Origin of the sequence: Bradyrhizobium sp. UNPF46 (assembly GCF_006658625.1) — a bacterium.
Lineage (GTDB): Bacteria > Pseudomonadota > Alphaproteobacteria > Rhizobiales > Xanthobacteraceae > Bradyrhizobium > Bradyrhizobium nitroreducens.
In genome coordinates, this window is record NZ_LFJB01000008.1 from 95,665 (window position 1) to 111,986 (window position 16,322).

The 16,322-nt window shown below is 64.0% G+C and carries 15 protein-coding genes and 1 pseudogene; 11 read left to right on the forward strand and 5 right to left on the reverse strand.

Annotated features, from left to right (window positions below; genetic code table 11):
- Positions 1-490: 490 nt before the first annotated feature.
- Entirely contained in the window at positions 491-859 is a 369-nt protein-coding gene (locus tag UNPF46_RS04875; protein ID WP_142249239.1) for a hypothetical protein, read from the reverse strand.
- A gap of 267 nt (positions 860-1,126) precedes the next feature.
- Positions 1,127-1,378: a hypothetical protein gene (locus UNPF46_RS04880; RefSeq protein ID WP_100176014.1), complete on the reverse strand. Its 252-nt coding sequence runs from the start codon at positions 1,376-1,378 to the stop codon at positions 1,127-1,129.
- A gap of 229 nt (positions 1,379-1,607) precedes the next feature.
- On the opposite strand from UNPF46_RS04880, the gene UNPF46_RS37300 reads away from it, so the two are divergent.
- From UNPF46_RS37300 to UNPF46_RS37305, 7 genes are all read left to right on the forward strand, one after another.
- A complete protein-coding gene (locus UNPF46_RS37300) occupies positions 1,608-1,784 on the forward strand; it encodes a hypothetical protein (RefSeq protein WP_181769787.1) in 177 nt (58 codons plus the stop codon).
- A gap of 74 nt (positions 1,785-1,858) precedes the next feature.
- Complete coding sequence (locus tag UNPF46_RS04885) at positions 1,859-2,536, forward strand: response regulator transcription factor (RefSeq protein WP_142249240.1); 678 nt, start codon at positions 1,859-1,861, stop codon at positions 2,534-2,536.
- 15 nt (positions 2,537-2,551) lie between these two features.
- Positions 2,552-3,976: a sensor histidine kinase gene (locus UNPF46_RS04890; protein ID WP_142249241.1), complete on the forward strand. Its 1,425-nt coding sequence runs from the start codon at positions 2,552-2,554 to the stop codon at positions 3,974-3,976.
- A gap of 146 nt (positions 3,977-4,122) precedes the next feature.
- Positions 4,123-5,124 (forward strand): RNA polymerase factor sigma-32, encoded by a 1,002-nt coding sequence (locus tag UNPF46_RS04895; RefSeq protein ID WP_142249242.1) that lies wholly within the window; start codon positions 4,123-4,125, stop codon positions 5,122-5,124.
- 144 nt (positions 5,125-5,268) lie between these two features.
- Positions 5,269-8,451 carry an efflux RND transporter permease subunit gene (locus UNPF46_RS04900; RefSeq protein WP_142249243.1) on the forward strand — a complete coding sequence of 1,061 codons (3,183 nt, stop codon included), beginning with the start codon at positions 5,269-5,271 and terminating at the stop codon, positions 8,449-8,451.
- Complete coding sequence (locus UNPF46_RS04905; protein WP_142249244.1) at positions 8,448-9,734, forward strand: efflux RND transporter periplasmic adaptor subunit; 1,287 nt, start codon at positions 8,448-8,450, stop codon at positions 9,732-9,734. Before UNPF46_RS04900 ends, UNPF46_RS04905 begins: the two co-directional genes overlap by 4 nt.
- Entirely contained in the window at positions 9,731-10,429 is a 699-nt protein-coding gene (locus UNPF46_RS37305) for a hypothetical protein (RefSeq protein ID WP_181769788.1), read from the forward strand. Before UNPF46_RS04905 ends, UNPF46_RS37305 begins: the two co-directional genes overlap by 4 nt.
- Positions 10,430-11,215: 786 nt before the next feature.
- Here the strand turns inward: UNPF46_RS37305 and UNPF46_RS04920 are convergent.
- Together UNPF46_RS04920 and UNPF46_RS04930 are read right to left on the reverse strand one after the other, a co-directional pair.
- Positions 11,216-11,530, reverse strand: coding sequence for a hypothetical protein (locus UNPF46_RS04920; protein ID WP_142249247.1), 315 nt, complete (start codon positions 11,528-11,530; stop codon positions 11,216-11,218).
- A gap of 234 nt (positions 11,531-11,764) precedes the next feature.
- Positions 11,765-12,601, reverse strand: a complete 837-nt coding sequence (locus tag UNPF46_RS04930; protein ID WP_142249249.1) for a xanthine dehydrogenase — start codon at positions 12,599-12,601, stop codon at positions 11,765-11,767.
- 300 nt (positions 12,602-12,901) lie between these two features.
- Between UNPF46_RS04930 and UNPF46_RS04935 the strand changes: the two genes are divergently transcribed.
- Positions 12,902-13,741 (forward strand): SDR family NAD(P)-dependent oxidoreductase, encoded by an 840-nt coding sequence (locus UNPF46_RS04935; protein ID WP_142249250.1) that lies wholly within the window; start codon positions 12,902-12,904, stop codon positions 13,739-13,741.
- Positions 13,742-13,786: 45 nt separating this feature from the next.
- Here UNPF46_RS04935 and UNPF46_RS04940 read toward each other — a convergent pair whose 3' ends face one another.
- A complete protein-coding gene (locus UNPF46_RS04940) occupies positions 13,787-14,005 on the reverse strand; it encodes a hypothetical protein (protein WP_142249251.1) in 219 nt (72 codons plus the stop codon).
- Here UNPF46_RS04940 and nifA point away from each other — a divergent pair.
- The 3 genes and pseudogenes from nifA to UNPF46_RS04955 all read left to right on the forward strand — a co-directional run.
- Complete coding sequence (nifA, locus tag UNPF46_RS04945) at positions 13,997-15,730, forward strand: nif-specific transcriptional activator NifA (RefSeq protein ID WP_100176005.1); 1,734 nt, start codon at positions 13,997-13,999, stop codon at positions 15,728-15,730. The two genes, UNPF46_RS04940 and nifA, sit on opposite strands and share 9 nt — an antisense overlap.
- Before the next feature lie 98 nt (positions 15,731-15,828).
- The gene (locus UNPF46_RS04950; RefSeq protein ID WP_161497198.1) at positions 15,829-16,071 is read left to right on the forward strand and encodes a 4Fe-4S dicluster domain-containing protein; all 243 of its coding nucleotides are present in this window, start codon (positions 15,829-15,831) and stop codon (positions 16,069-16,071) included.
- Positions 16,072-16,081: 10 nt separating this feature from the next.
- Positions 16,082-16,322: pseudogene (locus UNPF46_RS04955) on the forward strand (Fe-S cluster assembly protein SufB); the annotation flags it as partial.

A 16,322-nucleotide genomic window follows, 5' to 3' on the forward strand; every position in this document is an offset into this window, starting at 1 on the left:
TGTCCGGAGGACGTCGGCCATGCAGTCTCGATCATCAGGGATGCAAGGAGGACGGCGACTGCAACGGTGCGCAGGGCCAAGTGCGAGGAGGCGCTGGGTTCCGGATGGAGTTGTGCGCGCATCTGCGTTCTCCGACTGAAACCGATCTTCGCAGGAAGATAGAAAGCTGCGGGAGCGCCGGTATTTCCGGAATGCACGTGCCGCGGTGAAAACGCACGAGGACGAGGTTCCGCACTGGGCGTCGTGGACAGCCGATCTCGCTTTGACCCGACGCAACCGACAAGATCTGGCTCGCAGGGCTGTGGTGTTCGACAAGCTGGCCCGCACCGGCGGAGCCTTCTCATGCGGGCTCCACCCATGGCCTCGCAACGCCCTTTGGCTTAAGAGGGCGGAGAGATCGCCTGGAGCGAGGGCGGAACATCGACAGCATGTGCGATCGGCTGGCACTGCGCCTCTTTGTGTCCAGGCCGATCGACACTATGCACGCGGCCTACCCGCAGCTCAGGGGGCGCGGTTGGGCCGGATGTAGCTCATACCAGTCATAGCAATCCGGATAGACGCCATAGAAACCATATCCGGTCCCGACGCCGCCATAGCGACGAAACGCGTGCTGGCGCAGGCCACCGGCGTGGCCGCCGAAGCCAAGGCGCTCGCCACCGAACCGGGCTCCGTCGCCAAATCTGCCGGCATGTCCCATGCCGCCGAAATGCGCGCCGCCGCCAAAGCCCGCGTGTCCGCCGCCGAAGCCGCCACCACCAAACCCGCCGTGGCCGCCGCCACCGCCATGTGCCTCAGCCGTTCCAACCGTCAGCGCTGAGGCAAGCGCCACCGTTGCCAGGATCGTCAATACCGCTTTCATGGGAGACTCCTTTCGTGTCCGTATGCCGGCCGGCCGATTGCCATCGCTGCAGCGTTGTGCCGTCGGCAAGCGCCATCGTGAGGAGAGTTGGAGAGCCCGCGCGACAATCCCACTGAATTCGATGTCAGGCGCGGAGGGCGGCGCATCAGCAAATGATCCGGACAAAGGCAGGCGTGTTCCTCATGGCGACAGGCGGGCCCGAGACCGGCCCGCCTGCATCGTTGAACGGCTGCGGGCGGGCGAGGTGCCCGGCCGACCGCGTCGTCATCAGAACTGAAGACCGGCGGTGCCCGGCTCACAGGGAACGTTGTCGCCGGTCCACGGTGCCGTCGCGAACGCGCCGACCCGCGGCGCGGGAACGCAGACGCGGCCGCCCTGGTAGACGAGCCCCTCCGATGCGACCGAATTGGCTTGCATGGCGGACGATCGCGCGACGGCATGGCTCGTATGCGCCGCGACAGGTCCGCCGAGCATCGCGACCGCGATCAGTCCGGTCGACAACAGCTTGAGAGTGGTCATTGGGATTCTCCTTATGTAACAGCAGGCAGTCCAGGCCGGCCTGCATATGAGGTGCGGACGGTCCGGCGCGAACGAAACGCACAAATGGCTCACTCGCCTTCAACGGCCCGTGATCGCGGCCTTGCCGACAAGCACGATCGTGCAAATTGGCAATGTTCGCGATGCCGGCGCGTAACGCCGGGCTCACGAAGCACATATATCCGGGTGTGGTGCTGCATGGAGATGAGAGATGATGATTGCGACGGCACGTTCGATCGCCCGCGCGACCTTGCCGGCGGCGTGGCGTCCGGATTCCCTGACACGCTATTTAATGGAGTTCGATCTCGCGGGGGATTATCTGGATTACGAGCCTGTGGCGCATCGCATGACGGTGCTGCTCCGCGTGTTCCGGCCGGGAAGGCATTGAACATGTCGGCGCGCACCAGCGAACCCATGCTTCGCCACAAGCGTCAACGTCTCGCAGCGCGTTGGGCCAATACAATGACGCAAATTCTCCTGATCGAGGACGACGCCGAGACCGCCGACGTGATCGTGTCCGAGCTTACGGAGCGCGGCTTCGAAGTGCGGTGGGCGCCCGACGGCATCGGGGGACTCGACTGTGCGCGCGAATCGTCTCCCGACGCTCTGATCGTCGACCGCATGCTGCCTGGAATGGACGGACTCACCGTGATCGAGGCCTTGCGCAAGGACCAGGTCAGAACGCCAGTGCTGGTGCTGAGCGCGCTCGGCGCAGTCGATGAAAGGGTGCGCGGATTGCGCGCCGGCGGAGACGATTATCTCACCAAGCCGTTCGCACTGATCGAGCTCGTCGCGCGGGTGGAGGCGCTGTTGCGCCGTCCGACCGACAGTCGAGAGACCACGCTGCATGCTGGGCCGCTCGAACTCGACCTCATCGAGCGCACGGCGCGGCGCGGCGAGCGCGAGATCGATCTGCTGCCGCGCGAATTCCGCCTGCTCGAATACATGATGCGCCGGAGCGATCAGCTGCTGACGCGCGCGATGCTGCTCGAGGAGGTCTGGAACTACAAGTTCGTCCCGGCGACGACCAATCTCATCGACGTGCATATGGGCCGTCTCCGCCATAAGGTCGACGGCCCCGGTGAGACGCAACTCATCCACAACGTTCGCGGCTCGGGATTCGTCCTGCGGGTTCGCTGACAGGTCGGCGGATCAATGCGACAGGTTGAGTTCATTCGTTCGAATACGTTCCTCTGGGCCGCCGCGGCGGCGGCCGCACTGGCGCTGTTCGTCGCGGGGCTGTTCGCCTTCATCTACTGGAAGATCGACGACTACCTTGTCGTGCGATCCGACCGGATGATCGCAACCCAGCTCAACTTCATGGCCGAGCTGCCGCCCGGTCGCCTGAATGACGCGATTTACGATCATCTCAAGCAGGACTCCAGGGGCGTGCAATATGCAGGCCTGTTCGATGCGGCGGGGACCCGGCTCGCCGGCAACATCGAACGATTGCCGCCGCATCTCGATCTCGGCGGGCGGGTCCGGAGCGTCCGGCTCGCCCAGGTCGGGTCGTCGGCGGTTCGCGATGCCGTTGTCAAGGCCGGCGCCAGGCGGCTGAGCAATGGCCATATCCTCGTGCTTGGGAGGAACGTCGACGAGACGGGCGAGATATCGAGCGTCGTCGGGCAGGCGCTGGTGCTGGGGCTGCTGCCGGCGTTCTGCCTCTGCCTGCTGGCCGGGGCCTGGCTGAGCGTCCGCGCCCAGAGACGTGTAGAGCAGGTGAACGAGACGGTTCAGCGTATCGTGGCCGGCGATCTCCGCGAGCGGCTGCCAAAGAGCAATGCGGACGATCCGTTCGCGCGGCTGGCCACTATCGTCAACGGCATGCTCGACGAGATGGAGACCACGATCAACGCTCTGGCCGGCGTCGGCAACGATATCGCTCACGATCTCAGGACGCCGCTCACGAGGGTCCGCCTGGCGCTGGAGCGCGGGCGCACGCACGCCGCCACGTTGGAGGATCTTCAGGACATCGTGGACAAGGCGATGGTCGGAATCGACCAATCGCTCGCAATCGTGACTGCGCTGCTGCGCCTGGCCGAAATCGAGAGCAGCAGCCGTAAGGCCGGTTTCGGCGACGTCGCGCTCGACGAGATACTGAGACAAGTATGCGACGTCTACGAACCTATCGCCGAAGACAAGGATATCGAGATCGACGTCGAGATCGACCGCAAAGTGCAGGTGCGAGGCGATCGGGACCTGCTGTTCGAAGCGATTGCCAATCTCGTGGACAATGCCGTCAAGTTCACTCCCGCGGGCGGAACGGTGACGCTCGAGCTGGTGTCGGACGACAGGGCCGTGCTCGTGCGCGTGAGCGACACCGGACCCGGCATCGGCGAGTGGGAGCGAGAGGCCGTGCTGCGTCGATTCTATCGCTCCGACAAGATGCGCAACACGCCGGGAGTGGGACTGGGACTGAGCCTCGTTGCTGCCATCGTCAAGCTGCACGGCTTCTGCCTGACCATCTGCCCGGCACCCGGCGGACGGGTGGAGATATTCGCAGAGAAGCGGGAGGCGCCACGAGAAGCCACCGCATCTGAAACCGGTCGCGTGCTTCACGCCAGCCTCGCGTCGATGTGACTGCCGAGCCAACCGGGATGCGTGCGAAACGGAAATCGTGCCTCGATCTCTGAAAGCAAATTCAGGCTTGTTAAGTCCAATTTACTGGTGCCGGCATTCGGAGGCCTCTTACTGTCCGTTCGACGGTCAGAAATTAGGAGCACAGCATGTCAACGCGCCACGCGAGTTCGAGCAAGATCAATATGCACGTGTCGGGCCGGCAGACGACGGCCGGTGTGTTCAATCCATATTCCGCGATCATTGGCCGGTACGACCTGCTCGAACGCGAGCAGGAGCAGGAGCTCGCGCGTCGCTGGCAGGAGAGGAGGGACGGCGAGGCCGCGAACGCGCTCGTGACCAGCCACTTCCGGCTCGCAGCAAAGGTCGCGCGAAGCTACAAGGGATACGGCATGCCGTTCGCCGATCTCATGGCCGAGGCCAATCTCGGGCTGGTGATCGCCGCGTCCCGGTTCGAGCCGGACAGAAACTCGCGATTTTCCACCTATGCGACATGGTGGATCAAGGCCGCCATTCACGAATATCTCCTGCGCTCCTGGTCGCTGGTCAAGATCGGAACGACTTCTGCCCAGAAGAAGCTGTTTTTCCGGCTTCGCGGCGAAATGAGAAAAGCCAACAGGGGCGGGATGGAGAGGCTTACGCCTGATGTGGCCGAGGCAATCGCGAGCAACCTTGAAGTTTCGGCGCGTGAGGTGATCGAAATGGATAGACGCCTGCATGGCGACCTGTCGCTGAACGCGCGGGTTGGTGGGGACGAGCAAGGTACTGAGTGGGAGGCCCTGCTGGTCGACGAGGCGAGCGACGCCGAGACCATCCTCGTCGATCAGGATCAGATGGAACGTCGGACCGACGCCCTGCGCATTGCGCTGAATGGCCTCACGAGGCGCGAGCGGAGGGTGCTCGAGGCAAGGCGATTGGCGGAGTGTCCCCCGACTCTCGATCAACTCGCGCGCGAGCTTTCGATCTCCAGCGAACGCGTCCGCCAGATCGAGATCCGCGCGTTTGCGAAGGTGAAGCAGGCCGCGATCCGTGCCACGCAGGATCCCGCGCTCGCTCGCGGACGAGAGCGGAGTGCATCGCGGTCCCTGACGCCGGGCAACCGTACCGGCCGGGTCCTGCGTTCGCGGCCCGAGCTGCTTGTCGCGCCCTGAACGGCCAAGACACCGCGATGAATCGAGCGGCTGTTCGTCCGCACTGACGTCGGGATATCTGAACTCGTTTTCATTTGCAGCGCAGCGCATCGATCGCCACTTGGCCCAGAGATCTCGCGCAACCTGCTCCAGGCAGTCGTCATCATGGGAATTGTCCGCTTTGCGCTCCGCTTTCCGCACACGTTCTATGTGCTTGCGGCGCTGGTCCTGTTTCTCGGCGGCATCGCGGTCTGGTCGATGCCGACGGATATCTTTCCGGAGATTCGCATCCCCGTCGTCACGGTCATCTGGAGCTATACCGGCCTCTCGACGCCCGAGATGGAACAGCGCGTCAGCACGTACAGCCAATATTCGATCAGCGCCAATGTCAGCGGGATCAAGAACATCGAGGCGCAGACGCTCAATGGCCTGTCGGTTCAGAAGATCTATTTCCAGCCGGACGTCAATCTCGATCTCGCGATCTCACAGATCGTGTCGGCGACGAACGCGATCCGTGCCCTGATGCCGCCGGGCATTCAGCCGCCCGTCATCGTGCAGTTCAACGCGTCGAGTGTGCCGGTCCTGCAGCTCAGCCTCGAGTCCGACAAGTTGAACGAGCAACAGTTGTACGACTTTGGCATCTATCGGATCCGGCAGCAACTGGCTCCCGTTCCGGGCGTGACACTGCCGACGCCTGCGGGCGGCAAGTATCGCCAGATCATGGTCGACATCGATCCGAACAAATTGTTGGCGCGCGGATTGACGCCGCTCGACATCGTCAATGCGGTGAATACCCAGAACCTGACGCTGCCGACCGGAACGGCGAAGATCGGCGACACCCAGTACACCGTGCGAACCAATGCGACGCCAGCCTCGGTCAAGGATCTCAACATGATCCCGGTCAAGTTTGCGAACGGCGCGACCATCCTGTTGAAGGACGTCGCCCAGGTTCGGGACGGATCTCAGGTCCAGCAGAATATCGTGCGCGAAGACGGTCACCGCTCGGTTCTGCTCAGCGTGATCAAGAACGGCAACGCTTCGACGCTTGCCGTGGTCAATGGGGTCAAGCAGGCCCTGAAGTCGATTCGAGCGTCGGCGCCAGCCGGGCTGAAGATCACCGAGTTGTTCGATCAGTCGGTCTTCGTAACGCATTCGGTCAACGGCGTGCTGCGCGAAGGCGCGATCGCGGCGGGCCTCACGGCGCTGATGATCCTGGTGTTTCTGGGATCGTGGCGGTCGACGCTCGTGGTCCTGATCTCGATCCCGCTTGCGATGTTGTCCTCGCTCGTCGTCCTGCATTTCCTGGGCGAGACCCTCAACACGATGACGCTGGGCGGGCTGGCGCTTGCGGTGGGCATCCTGGTCGACGATTCGACGGTGACGATCGAGAATACGCATCGGCTCTGGACCGAGGAGGGGATGCCGCTGTCGGAGGCGACCCTGCACGGCGCGGCCGAGATCGCCGTTCCGACGCTGGTCTCGACGCTCGCCATCAGTTGTGTGTTCACCTCCGTCGTATTCCTCGAAGGACCGGCCAAGTACCTCTTCACGCCGCTCGGCCTCGCGGTGGTGTTTGCCATGCTGGCCTCGTACGCCCTGTCGCGGACGCTCACTCCGATCACGATCGGTCTGCTGCTGAAGAGCGAGCGCCGTCACGGCTTGGGCGAAAGCCCGTCCGGCATGTTGTCGCGCGCTTCGGCGGCGTTCGAGCGCGGCTTCGAGCGCGTGCGCGACGGCTATTCTGCGCTCCTGACGACGGTGCTCCGGCGTCGGAGCATCGTGCCGGTCGTCGCCGCCCTGGTGCTGGCGCTCGGAGCCGTGATGTTTGTCTACGTGGGCAGGGACTTCTACCCCCTGGTCGACGGCGGCCAGATCCAGCTGCATGTTCGTGCGCCCGCCGGGACCCGCATCGAGCGCACCGAGGCGATCTTCCAGGCGGTCGAGGACAAGATCCGCGAAGTCATTCCGGATCGCGATCGCGGGCTGATCGTCGACAATATCGGACTGCCGGCGCGTCCGTACAATCTGGCGTTCACCGACGGCTCGACGATCGGGGTGAACGACGGCACGATCCTCGTATCGCTCAAGGAAGGCCACAGGCCAACCGCGGACTACGTCAAAAAGCTGCGCCAGGTTCTGCCGGCCGCATTCCCGGAAGACGTCTTCTATTTCCAGTCTGCGGATATCGTCACCCAGATCCTTAATTTTGGCCTGCCGGCGCAGATCGACGTCCGTACCGTCGGTTACGGCGCCAACAATCTGTCGGTGGCGAAGGAGCTGCAGAAGAGCCTGGCGGCAATTCCTGGAATCGTCGATGCACATCTTCAGCAGGAGGTCGACGCTCCCGCATTCTACGCCGATATCGACCGCACAAGGGCAGCGCAGCTGGGACTCAATGCCAGCACGGTGGCGACCAACATCAATGTCAGCCTCAGTTCGTCCGCTCAGGTCTCGCCGAATTTCTGGACCGACCCGGCGTCGGGCATCCCGTATTATCTGGCCGTTCAGACGCCGGAGTACAGGGCCAACTCACTCAACGCGCTGGAGAACACGCCGGTGTCGGCTTCGATGGCTGCAAGCGGGCAGACGGTCCCGGGCCTGCTCAGCAACGTCGCGACCTTCAAACGGGGGACCGTGCCGACCAATTTGAACCAGGCCAACGTCCAACCGGTGTTCGACGTCTATGCGAGCGTGCAAGGGCGCGATCTCGGCAGCGTCTCGGCCGATATCGACAAGGTCACGTCGACGCTTCAGAAGCAGCTCCAGCCGGGAAGCTCGATCCAGGTCCTCGGACAGATTCAGAGCATGCGTCAATCGTTCCGCGACCTCGGGATCGGGCTGCTGTTTGCCGCCATCCTTGTCTATCTGCTGATGGTCGTGAACTACCAGAACTTCGGCGACCCATTTGTCGTCATCTTGGCGCTGCCAGCGACCCTTTGCGGCATCGTGACGATGCTGTTCATCACGGGAACGACCCTGAACGTGCCTTCGCTGATGGGCGCGATCATGGCGGTCGGGGTTGCGTCGGCAAATTCGATCCTGCTCGTGACCTTTGCGCGCGACGCGCAGTTGAACGGGCACTCCGCGTTCGAGGCCGCATTGAGTGCGGGCCGCACCCGAATGCGTCCCGTGCTGATGACGGCCGCCGCTATGATCGTCGGCATGATCCCAATGGCGATCGGAGGCCCGGGCGAGGAGCAGAACGCGGCGCTCGCGCGTGCCGTCATCGGCGGGCTGCTGTTCGCGACGCCGACCACATTGCTGATCGTGCCCTACCTCTTCGCCTGGCTGCGCAAGGGCAATGACGGCAAGCCACACCACGGCGTATTCGAGGAGCAACCGGAATGAGCGATGTTCGCGCGCGGATCAACAGCGACGGCACGAACGAGCGGCCTGACGCGGACACCTGCCGCATCGTGGATATGCCGGGCAAGGAGGTGCAGCCGCGACGCCGCTCCGGCAGCGCCTGGCTCGGCGGCGCCGTGCTTGTGCTCCTGGCGGGCGGTCTCGGCGTCGGCGGCTGGCGGCACTATCAGGCCGCGCGCGATCTGGCAGCGTCGGTCGAGCAGAGCAGGACCGCCGTTCCCGAGGTTCGGGTGGCGACCGTTCGCGCCGGCGGCGACCTCATCAAAGTCACTCTGCCGGCGACGACGACGGCATTCGAGGCAGCGAACATCTTCGCTCGGGCCAGCGGCTACATCGAGAAGCGCTACGTCGATATCGGGGATCGCGTGAAGAAGGGCGACCTTCTCGCCGAGATTACCGCGCCCGAGCTCGACCAGCAGATCGCGCAGGCGCAGGCGACGCTGGCACAGAACCAGGCCGCGTTGCAGCAGGCCGAGGCGAGCCGGGAGCTTGCCGAGACCACCAATTCGCGGGACAGCAACCTCGTCAAGCAGGGCTGGCTGACTGCCCAGCAGGGCGACAACGATCGGCTCACCCTGCGCGCGCAACAGGCCGCCGTGAGCGTTGCCCAGTCGAACATCACGGCCCAGGAGGCGCAGATCCGCGTTCTTCAGCAGGAGAAGGCCTATCAACGCGTGGTCGCCCCGTTCGACGGCGTGATCACTCAGCGTAACGTCGACAATGGCAGCCTCGTTCAGGCCGGCTCGACCTTCATGTTCACGCTGATGCATTCAAACGTCATCAGGACCCAGGTGTTCGTGCCGCAGGACGAGGCCTTCGGCGTCGCGCCGGGTATCGATGCCGAGGTTCGCGTCCCGGAAATTCCGGGCCGGACGTTTCCGGGAAAAGTCACGCGCATCGCGACCGCGTTGCAGCCGGGCAGCCGTACGCTGCTGACCGAGATCGACGTCCCCAATGCAGACGGCGCCTTGAATCCCGGCATTTATTGCACGGTCGAGCTGTTGATCCCGCGCAGGACTCCGTCGATGTCGGTTCCGGCCGATGCGCTGGTGTTCGATCAGAATGGCCTTCACCTCGCAGTCGTGCACAACGGCGTCGTTCATTTGCAGGCGGTTTCGATCGCACGGGATTTCGGCACCTCGATCGAAGTACGTGACGGGATACGGCCCGGCGATCAGGTCGTGCTCAATCCGGCGGTCAATCTGACAGAGGGCACTCGGGTCGCTATCCGCAAGAATGACGGGACCCAGAGGGCGCAGACATGATCCGCATTGCGTTCGGGGCATTTGCCGTCCTGCTGCTGGGGTGCTCTCCCGGTCGGGCCCAGGTCGTGACGACCGGCAGCACGGCGATGAGTCTGCCGACCGTACCGGGCGCGATCGTCACCTCGCCGCTGAACAGCCCGGGTCCGTTTTCCTCAACCACAGTGCCGGGGGCGCCCGACACCACGCTGGCACCCGTTCCGCTTGCGATGGACCCGACGACGCCAGGCACGGTCGTCGTCTGCGCCCCACCAACGACGTCTCCCTCGCCGGTGCCGGCGACACCGATCGTCATGAGCACTGGACTGTCGGCGCCGGCTGGCGTGCCTTCGGTCATCCCGGCCCAGGGACAGAGCGGGAGTTCGATCGGGACCATTGTTGCGGTTGCGCCGTTGGGAACGGAGGTGGCGGCCGCCTGCAGCTCTACGCCGGGTAGCGCGGTAGCTAGCGCGACAAGCTTGCCGCTCTCGATTCCGCAAGTGCCGGCGGGACCGCCACCGGGTACGATTCCGGCCGCCATCAGCGATGATGTCGGCACGGGCATTGATCCGAACGCCGTCGCGCCGAGCCCCAACACCTCGGCCTGTACGGAAGGAATGACGATGAACCTCGGGGCCGCTGCCACGGTTCTGCCGGCTAACGCCTCAGGTGCGGCGCCGACACCCGGAGTTCCACCGGTCCTGCCGTCGGGCTGCTGACGACGCAGCTTGCAGAAGTCTCATCCGCCTGCCACTTATTTCTCGATGCCGCATCGCCTTGTTCATGCGAGCGCCGGGCTCGGCAGCATCGATCGAACGATCATTTTCATCGTTGCTTGACGTGATGCATGCACATCCCCGCCGCGGAGTGCGCCGCATCGCGTGGCCGCACTCCGTTCGGGGCGAGACGATCAACGGTGCCTGGCAGGTGACATCATGTTCGCTCCTTCGGCCGCTGGCCGACCCCAGTGAGGATCGCGAACTTGGCCCGCGTCAAACACGGGGGCCGCACCACCGGCGCGCTCGAGTCCCATTCGTCCTGCCGGGGTCAACGCACCGCCGTTCAGGACATCCCGGTTGGGATACATTGCAGCAAAAGCTGCGGGCTCCTGGTCGGCGAAGGACCATGAGGCGGAGGCCGACGATAGCGTCGCCGTTGATATCAGCGCGCCAGCGATCAAGATCTTGAGTGCATTCATAGCAATTCTCCATTGCGTTCTCGTGCGGAGATTCGCTTCGCGAGAGCCGCTGCTCGGCTGGTGGCGTTTCCGAAAATCATCCCTACGCAGGATATGTAGGCAGCCTGATCGGCAGAGCGCGTGCTGGCGCATCACCGTTGCGAGACAATGGCCGAGTGCAGCACATGGGACCCACTCTATCGACGAATAGGTTGTGCATCGTCGCATGGATCCTGTCGCGGGTGTCAGGATCGATCGTGCGATCTTGCGTGGTCGGCGGCGCAGGGCGGAGGAGATTGCAGCTTGATCGTCGGCGACCGAAAGCGGTCTAGCCGGTCGCGGTGACAGCCGGTCCTCTTGAATGCATCGTCGTGACGCCGTTCTGACAATTCAAGCCAAGGAGATCCCGACCATGCGCGGTCATGGCGCGAAAGTACAGGTCCGCGACGTCGCGGACGTCGACCACGGCACGTATTGACCTTTGGGTAGCCACTTCGCCGGTGAAGTCGCTCCAATCCGTCTCGTTGAAAGGCCGTTTCACCGGCTTGCGCCCGCGAGCAGGGCGCGTAGCGTGCGACGCATTGAAGTCAGACGTCACTTCCAGGTTGCTGCGCCATTTTTCATTGTACGCCAATACTTTCAAATCCGTTCGTTCCGGCCTTAACTCGGTGAGGGCCGCTACGGCGCCGGTCCCGCGAACATCGCATGTCGCGAGCCGGCCGCTCCTCGAGAATCCGCCTCACCGATTGCGAGCATCGGCCGCATCTGACCGCGCAGCCCAGACAGTCGTAGACCTGCGCAGCCGAGCAAAGCGCATCGTCGGTCGACACGACTCCCCTAATGTCGTGATCGCTGATGACGTTGCAGGAACAGATGATCATGCGGAATTCCAATGTGTCGAGGAGCGAGCGGTCTGGAGCCGGATGGCGGCGGTCGTTGCATTTGCGATGGCGCGCCCCCGCCGGTCCGTTCCGGTCCACTGCGCATCGCGGCCGCGCGGGTCGACCTCCAGAAGCTTGACGCCTGCCGGGACCTCGCTGCCGTCGCGGGCGACGCCGCGCAGGATGCCGTCGCGGGGCGCTAGCACCGGAACGCCGGAGAGATGGCCGAGAACGAGATCCCGGTAGACTCGGGTGCCGATCTCGATCGGCGTGTGCCAGCGTCCCGAAAACTGCGAGTAGACAAAGCGCTCTGCGCCGACGTCGCCCAGCGAACTTGCGACGCCGTCGGCCGCGTCGGTCCAGCGCGTGTCGGTGACGAGCCCGATCTTGCCGGGCCGGGTCTCGACCGCAACGTCGCAATTGAAGGTCGAGGAGAAGCCGGGGCCGAGCCCGATCGTCAGCCGGGCGAGCCGCCTGAGGTCGGGCGTGATCCGGCGCTTCTGCAGACGCGCGTCGATCAGCAGGTCGATATGGCGAACCGGAAGCAGGTCGAGCAGGCCGAGCCAGGTGATCAGGATTCGCGGAGGCCGGCCCAGTGCCTGATAGACCTGCACGCCGTCGTCCACGCGTTCCGCCACGAATTCCTCGAGCTGCGCGGTGTCGGTGTAGAGCGCATCATGAAAGGCCATCTTGCGGCGGATCACCGGCGGATCGGGATCGTGCGACAGCACCACACAATATCCTGCGCGGACGAGCTGGATGCCGATCGCGGAGGCGATCTCGTTGGTGCCGAGGATAACAGCAAAGAGTCGTTGGTCGTTCGGCTGGGACATGTGAAACCAGGGTTGCAGAGAGATGTGCAGCAAGGCGTGAGCTGGCCCGAAACCCGAAGAGCAAGAGCCGGGCCATTTGGAACGATTGGAAAAGAGCTCTCAACTGCCGGTCAATGTTCACGAAGCCGTCGCGCGCCCGTCTGGTCCGAAAGCACACGCGAGCGTGTTGCAAACCTTCCATCGTGTCGAAGAGTCGACATCAAGCCGGGAAAACCGCAGCGATCGGACGTGGCCCAAATCCTGCAAAGTTGGTCGTGTCGTAATTGTCGGGCGTCCGATCGGACGCGGTGAGGAGCTGACGTGACGCTCGATTTGCTGGATCGCGATGTTGCGCCGAGTGGCGCGCCCGCGCCCGATGTCGCCTTGTGCCCGTTTCACGGCGACAGGTCGCGCGCGCAAGCCGGCGAACGGAAGACGCTGGTGCTGACCGGCGCCTCGCGCGGCATCGGCCATGCGACGGGAAAATTGTTCTACGAGGCCGGCTGGCGGATCATCACCTGCTCCCGGCAGCCCTTCGACGGCGAGCGGTGTCCCTGGGATTCCGGGACCGACAATCATGTGCAGGTCGAACTGAGCGACCACCGCGCCCTGTCGCTCGCGGTCGCCGAGATCAAGGAGCGGCTCGACGGCGGACCGTTGCATGCGTTGGTCAACAATGCCGGGATTTCGCCGAAGGCCGCCGACGGCTCCCGGCTGAATTCGATGACGACGCCGGTGGAGACCTGGATGAGCGTGTTCCACGTCAACCTGCTCGCGCCGATCCTGTTTGCGCAGGGCCTCGTGGAGGAATTGAAGCGGTCAGCCGGTTCGATCGTCAACGTCACTTCGATCGTGGGCTCGCGGGTGCATCCATTTGCCGGCACGGCCTATGCGACGTCGAAAGCCGCTCTCGCGTGCCTCACCCGCGAGATGGCCCACGACTACGCGCCGTTCGGAATCCGCGTCAATGCGATTGCGCCCGGCGAGATCAAGACCGACATCCTCTCGCCGGAGACCGAGGCCCAACTGGCGCCGATCATCCCGCTGCACCGCGTCGGCACACCCGACGAGGTCGCCAAGGTGATCTTCTTCCTGTGCTCGGATGCGGCCAGCTACGTCACAGGTGCGGAAGTACCGATCAACGGAGGGCAGCACGTGTGAGCGAGCGGCCGGCGCGGATCGCCAAAGAAAGCTTGCCGATTTGCGCTAGATCAATGCGGCGATCCCGCTTTCGCGCGTGACGCCCATTCCGACGGTAAATTCCGCGAAACGGATGACAAAGCATGCAAGCGCGACGGAATCTTTTTGCAGCAGTGCCGACAAGTTGAGCGCGACTCTCGACGTCACATGAATGAGAATAATACCAATTCCAGAGAACGCGGCCGGGAGGAAGTAACAGGCAACGGAGAGTCCGTCATGCTGCATGCTGCTCCTTTGGTTGAACGTTCGCCCGCCGATCACACCGCGCCACTCGTGCCGCTGAACGAGATCGCGCTGACCGGCATTTTCGAGATTTCCAAGATATTAACGGCGCCGACGCGCCTGGAGACGACACTCGCCAACGTGATCAATCTCCTGCAATCGTTTCTGCAGATGCGCCACGGCGTCGTCGCGCTCCTCTCCGACGATGGCATCCCCGATCTAGCGGTGGGGGCCGGCTGGAGCGAGGGCAGCGACGAGCGCTATCGCGGGCGACTGCCGCAGAAGGCGGTCGATCAGATCGTTGCGACGGCCATGCCGCTGGTCGCGGAAAACATCGCGACCCATCCTGCCTTCAGTCCGACGGACGTGGAGACCCTGGGGGCGTCGGACACCACGCGCGTATCGTTCATCGGCGTGCCGATCCGCATCGATTCCAAGGTCGTCGGCACGCTGACGATCGACCGAGTCTGGGACGAGCGGCCGCTGTACCGGCTGGATTCCGATGTCCGCCTGCTGACCATGATCGCCAATCTGGTCGGCCAGACCGTGAAGCTGCACCGCATCGTCGCGCAGGACCGCGAACGGCTGATGCACGAGAGCTATCGGCTCCAGAAGGAGCTGTCCGAGCTCAAGCCGACGCGTGACCGCCGCAGGGTTCACGTCGAAGGCATCATCGGTGACAGCCCGGCCCTGCGCGGGTTGCTGGAAAAGATTGCGGTGGTGGCGAAGTCGAACTCGACGGTGCTGCTGCGCGGCGAATCCGGCACCGGCAAGGAGTTGATCGCAAAGGCCATTCACGAGTTGTCGCCGCGGGCAAAGCGGCCCTTCATCAAGATCAATTGCGCGGCTCTGCCGGAATCCGTGCTGGAGTCCGAGCTGTTCGGTCACGAGAAGGGCGCCTTCACGGGCGCACTGAATTCCCGCAAGGGCAGGTTCGAGCTCGCCGACAAGGGCACCCTGTTCCTTGACGAGATCGGAGAGATCTCAGCCTCGTTCCAGGCCAAGCTCCTTCGGGTGCTGCAGGAGCAGGAATTCGAACGGGTCGGCGGCAACCAGACCATCAAGGTCGATGTCCGCGTCATCGCCGCGACCAATCGCAACCTCGAAGAGGCGGTTGCGCGCAACGAATTCCGCGCCGATCTCTATTACCGCATCAGCGTGGTGCCGATGATGCTGCCGCCGCTGCGCGAGCGGCGCAGCGACATCCCGCTGCTGGCCAACGAGTTCCTGAAGAACTTCAACAGCGAGAACGGCCGCGCGCTGAGCTTCGACCGGCACGCGATCGAGGTTCTGATGAGCTGCGGCTTCCCCGGCAACGTGCGCGAGCTCGAGAATTGCGTGCAGCGCACGGCGACGCTGGCGCCGGGCCCGGAAATCGTCCGGAACGATTTCGCGTGCTGTCACAGCCAGTGCCTGTCCGCGATGTTGTGGAACGGGACATCGGAGAGCACGCAGCAGCGCTCGCTGCCGATCGTGCCGCTGACTGTGCTTCCTACGAATGTTCCGCGCGAGAGGGTTGCCGGCGGATCTCCGCCGGCGGCCGAGCCGGCGGGGTCGGGCAGCGCGGCCGCGTCGCTGGCCGGCAACGTGACCGACCGCGACAGCGTCGTCGCCGCCATGGAGAAGTCCGGCTGGGTTCAGGCCAAGGCCGCGCGCCTGCTCGGCCTCACGCCACGGCAGATCGGCTACGCGTTGAAGAAGCACGGCATCGAGGTCAAGCGGCTCTGACGGCAGCTGTCGCAGATGCGACATGCTGTCGGGGCCACGACAAGTCGCCCTCGGCAAATAGTCGTTGAATTTCCGACGTTTTCCGATTGGCACGGCGCTTGAAAGGAGATGTCCGACGACATCGTCTACTCAAGGAGCCGGAACACATGTCCTACAAGATTGTCGCCTCGCAATGTACGGTTTGTGGCGCATGTGAGTTCGAGTGTCCGAACGCCGCCATCAGTCTCAAGCGCGACATGTACGTAATCGATCCGAAGAAGTGCACCGAGTGCGAGGGGCATTTCGACACGGCGCAATGCGCGGCCGTTTGTCCGGTGCCCGACACTTGCATCCCGGCCTGAGGGCAGGTCGATGGCGGCGGTTCAGGAAACGATCGAGCGGGTCCGCGGTATCGACGTCGACCAGTATCGCTATGGGTTTGAGACCCTGATCGAGTCCGACAAGGCCCCCAAGGGGCTGTCGGAAGAGACCGTCAAATTCATCTCGCAGAAGAAGAATGAGCCCGCCTGGATGCTCCAGTGGCGGCTGGAGGCCTATCGGCGCTGGCTGACCATGCAGGAGCCGACCTGGGCGCGCGTCGACTATCCCAAGA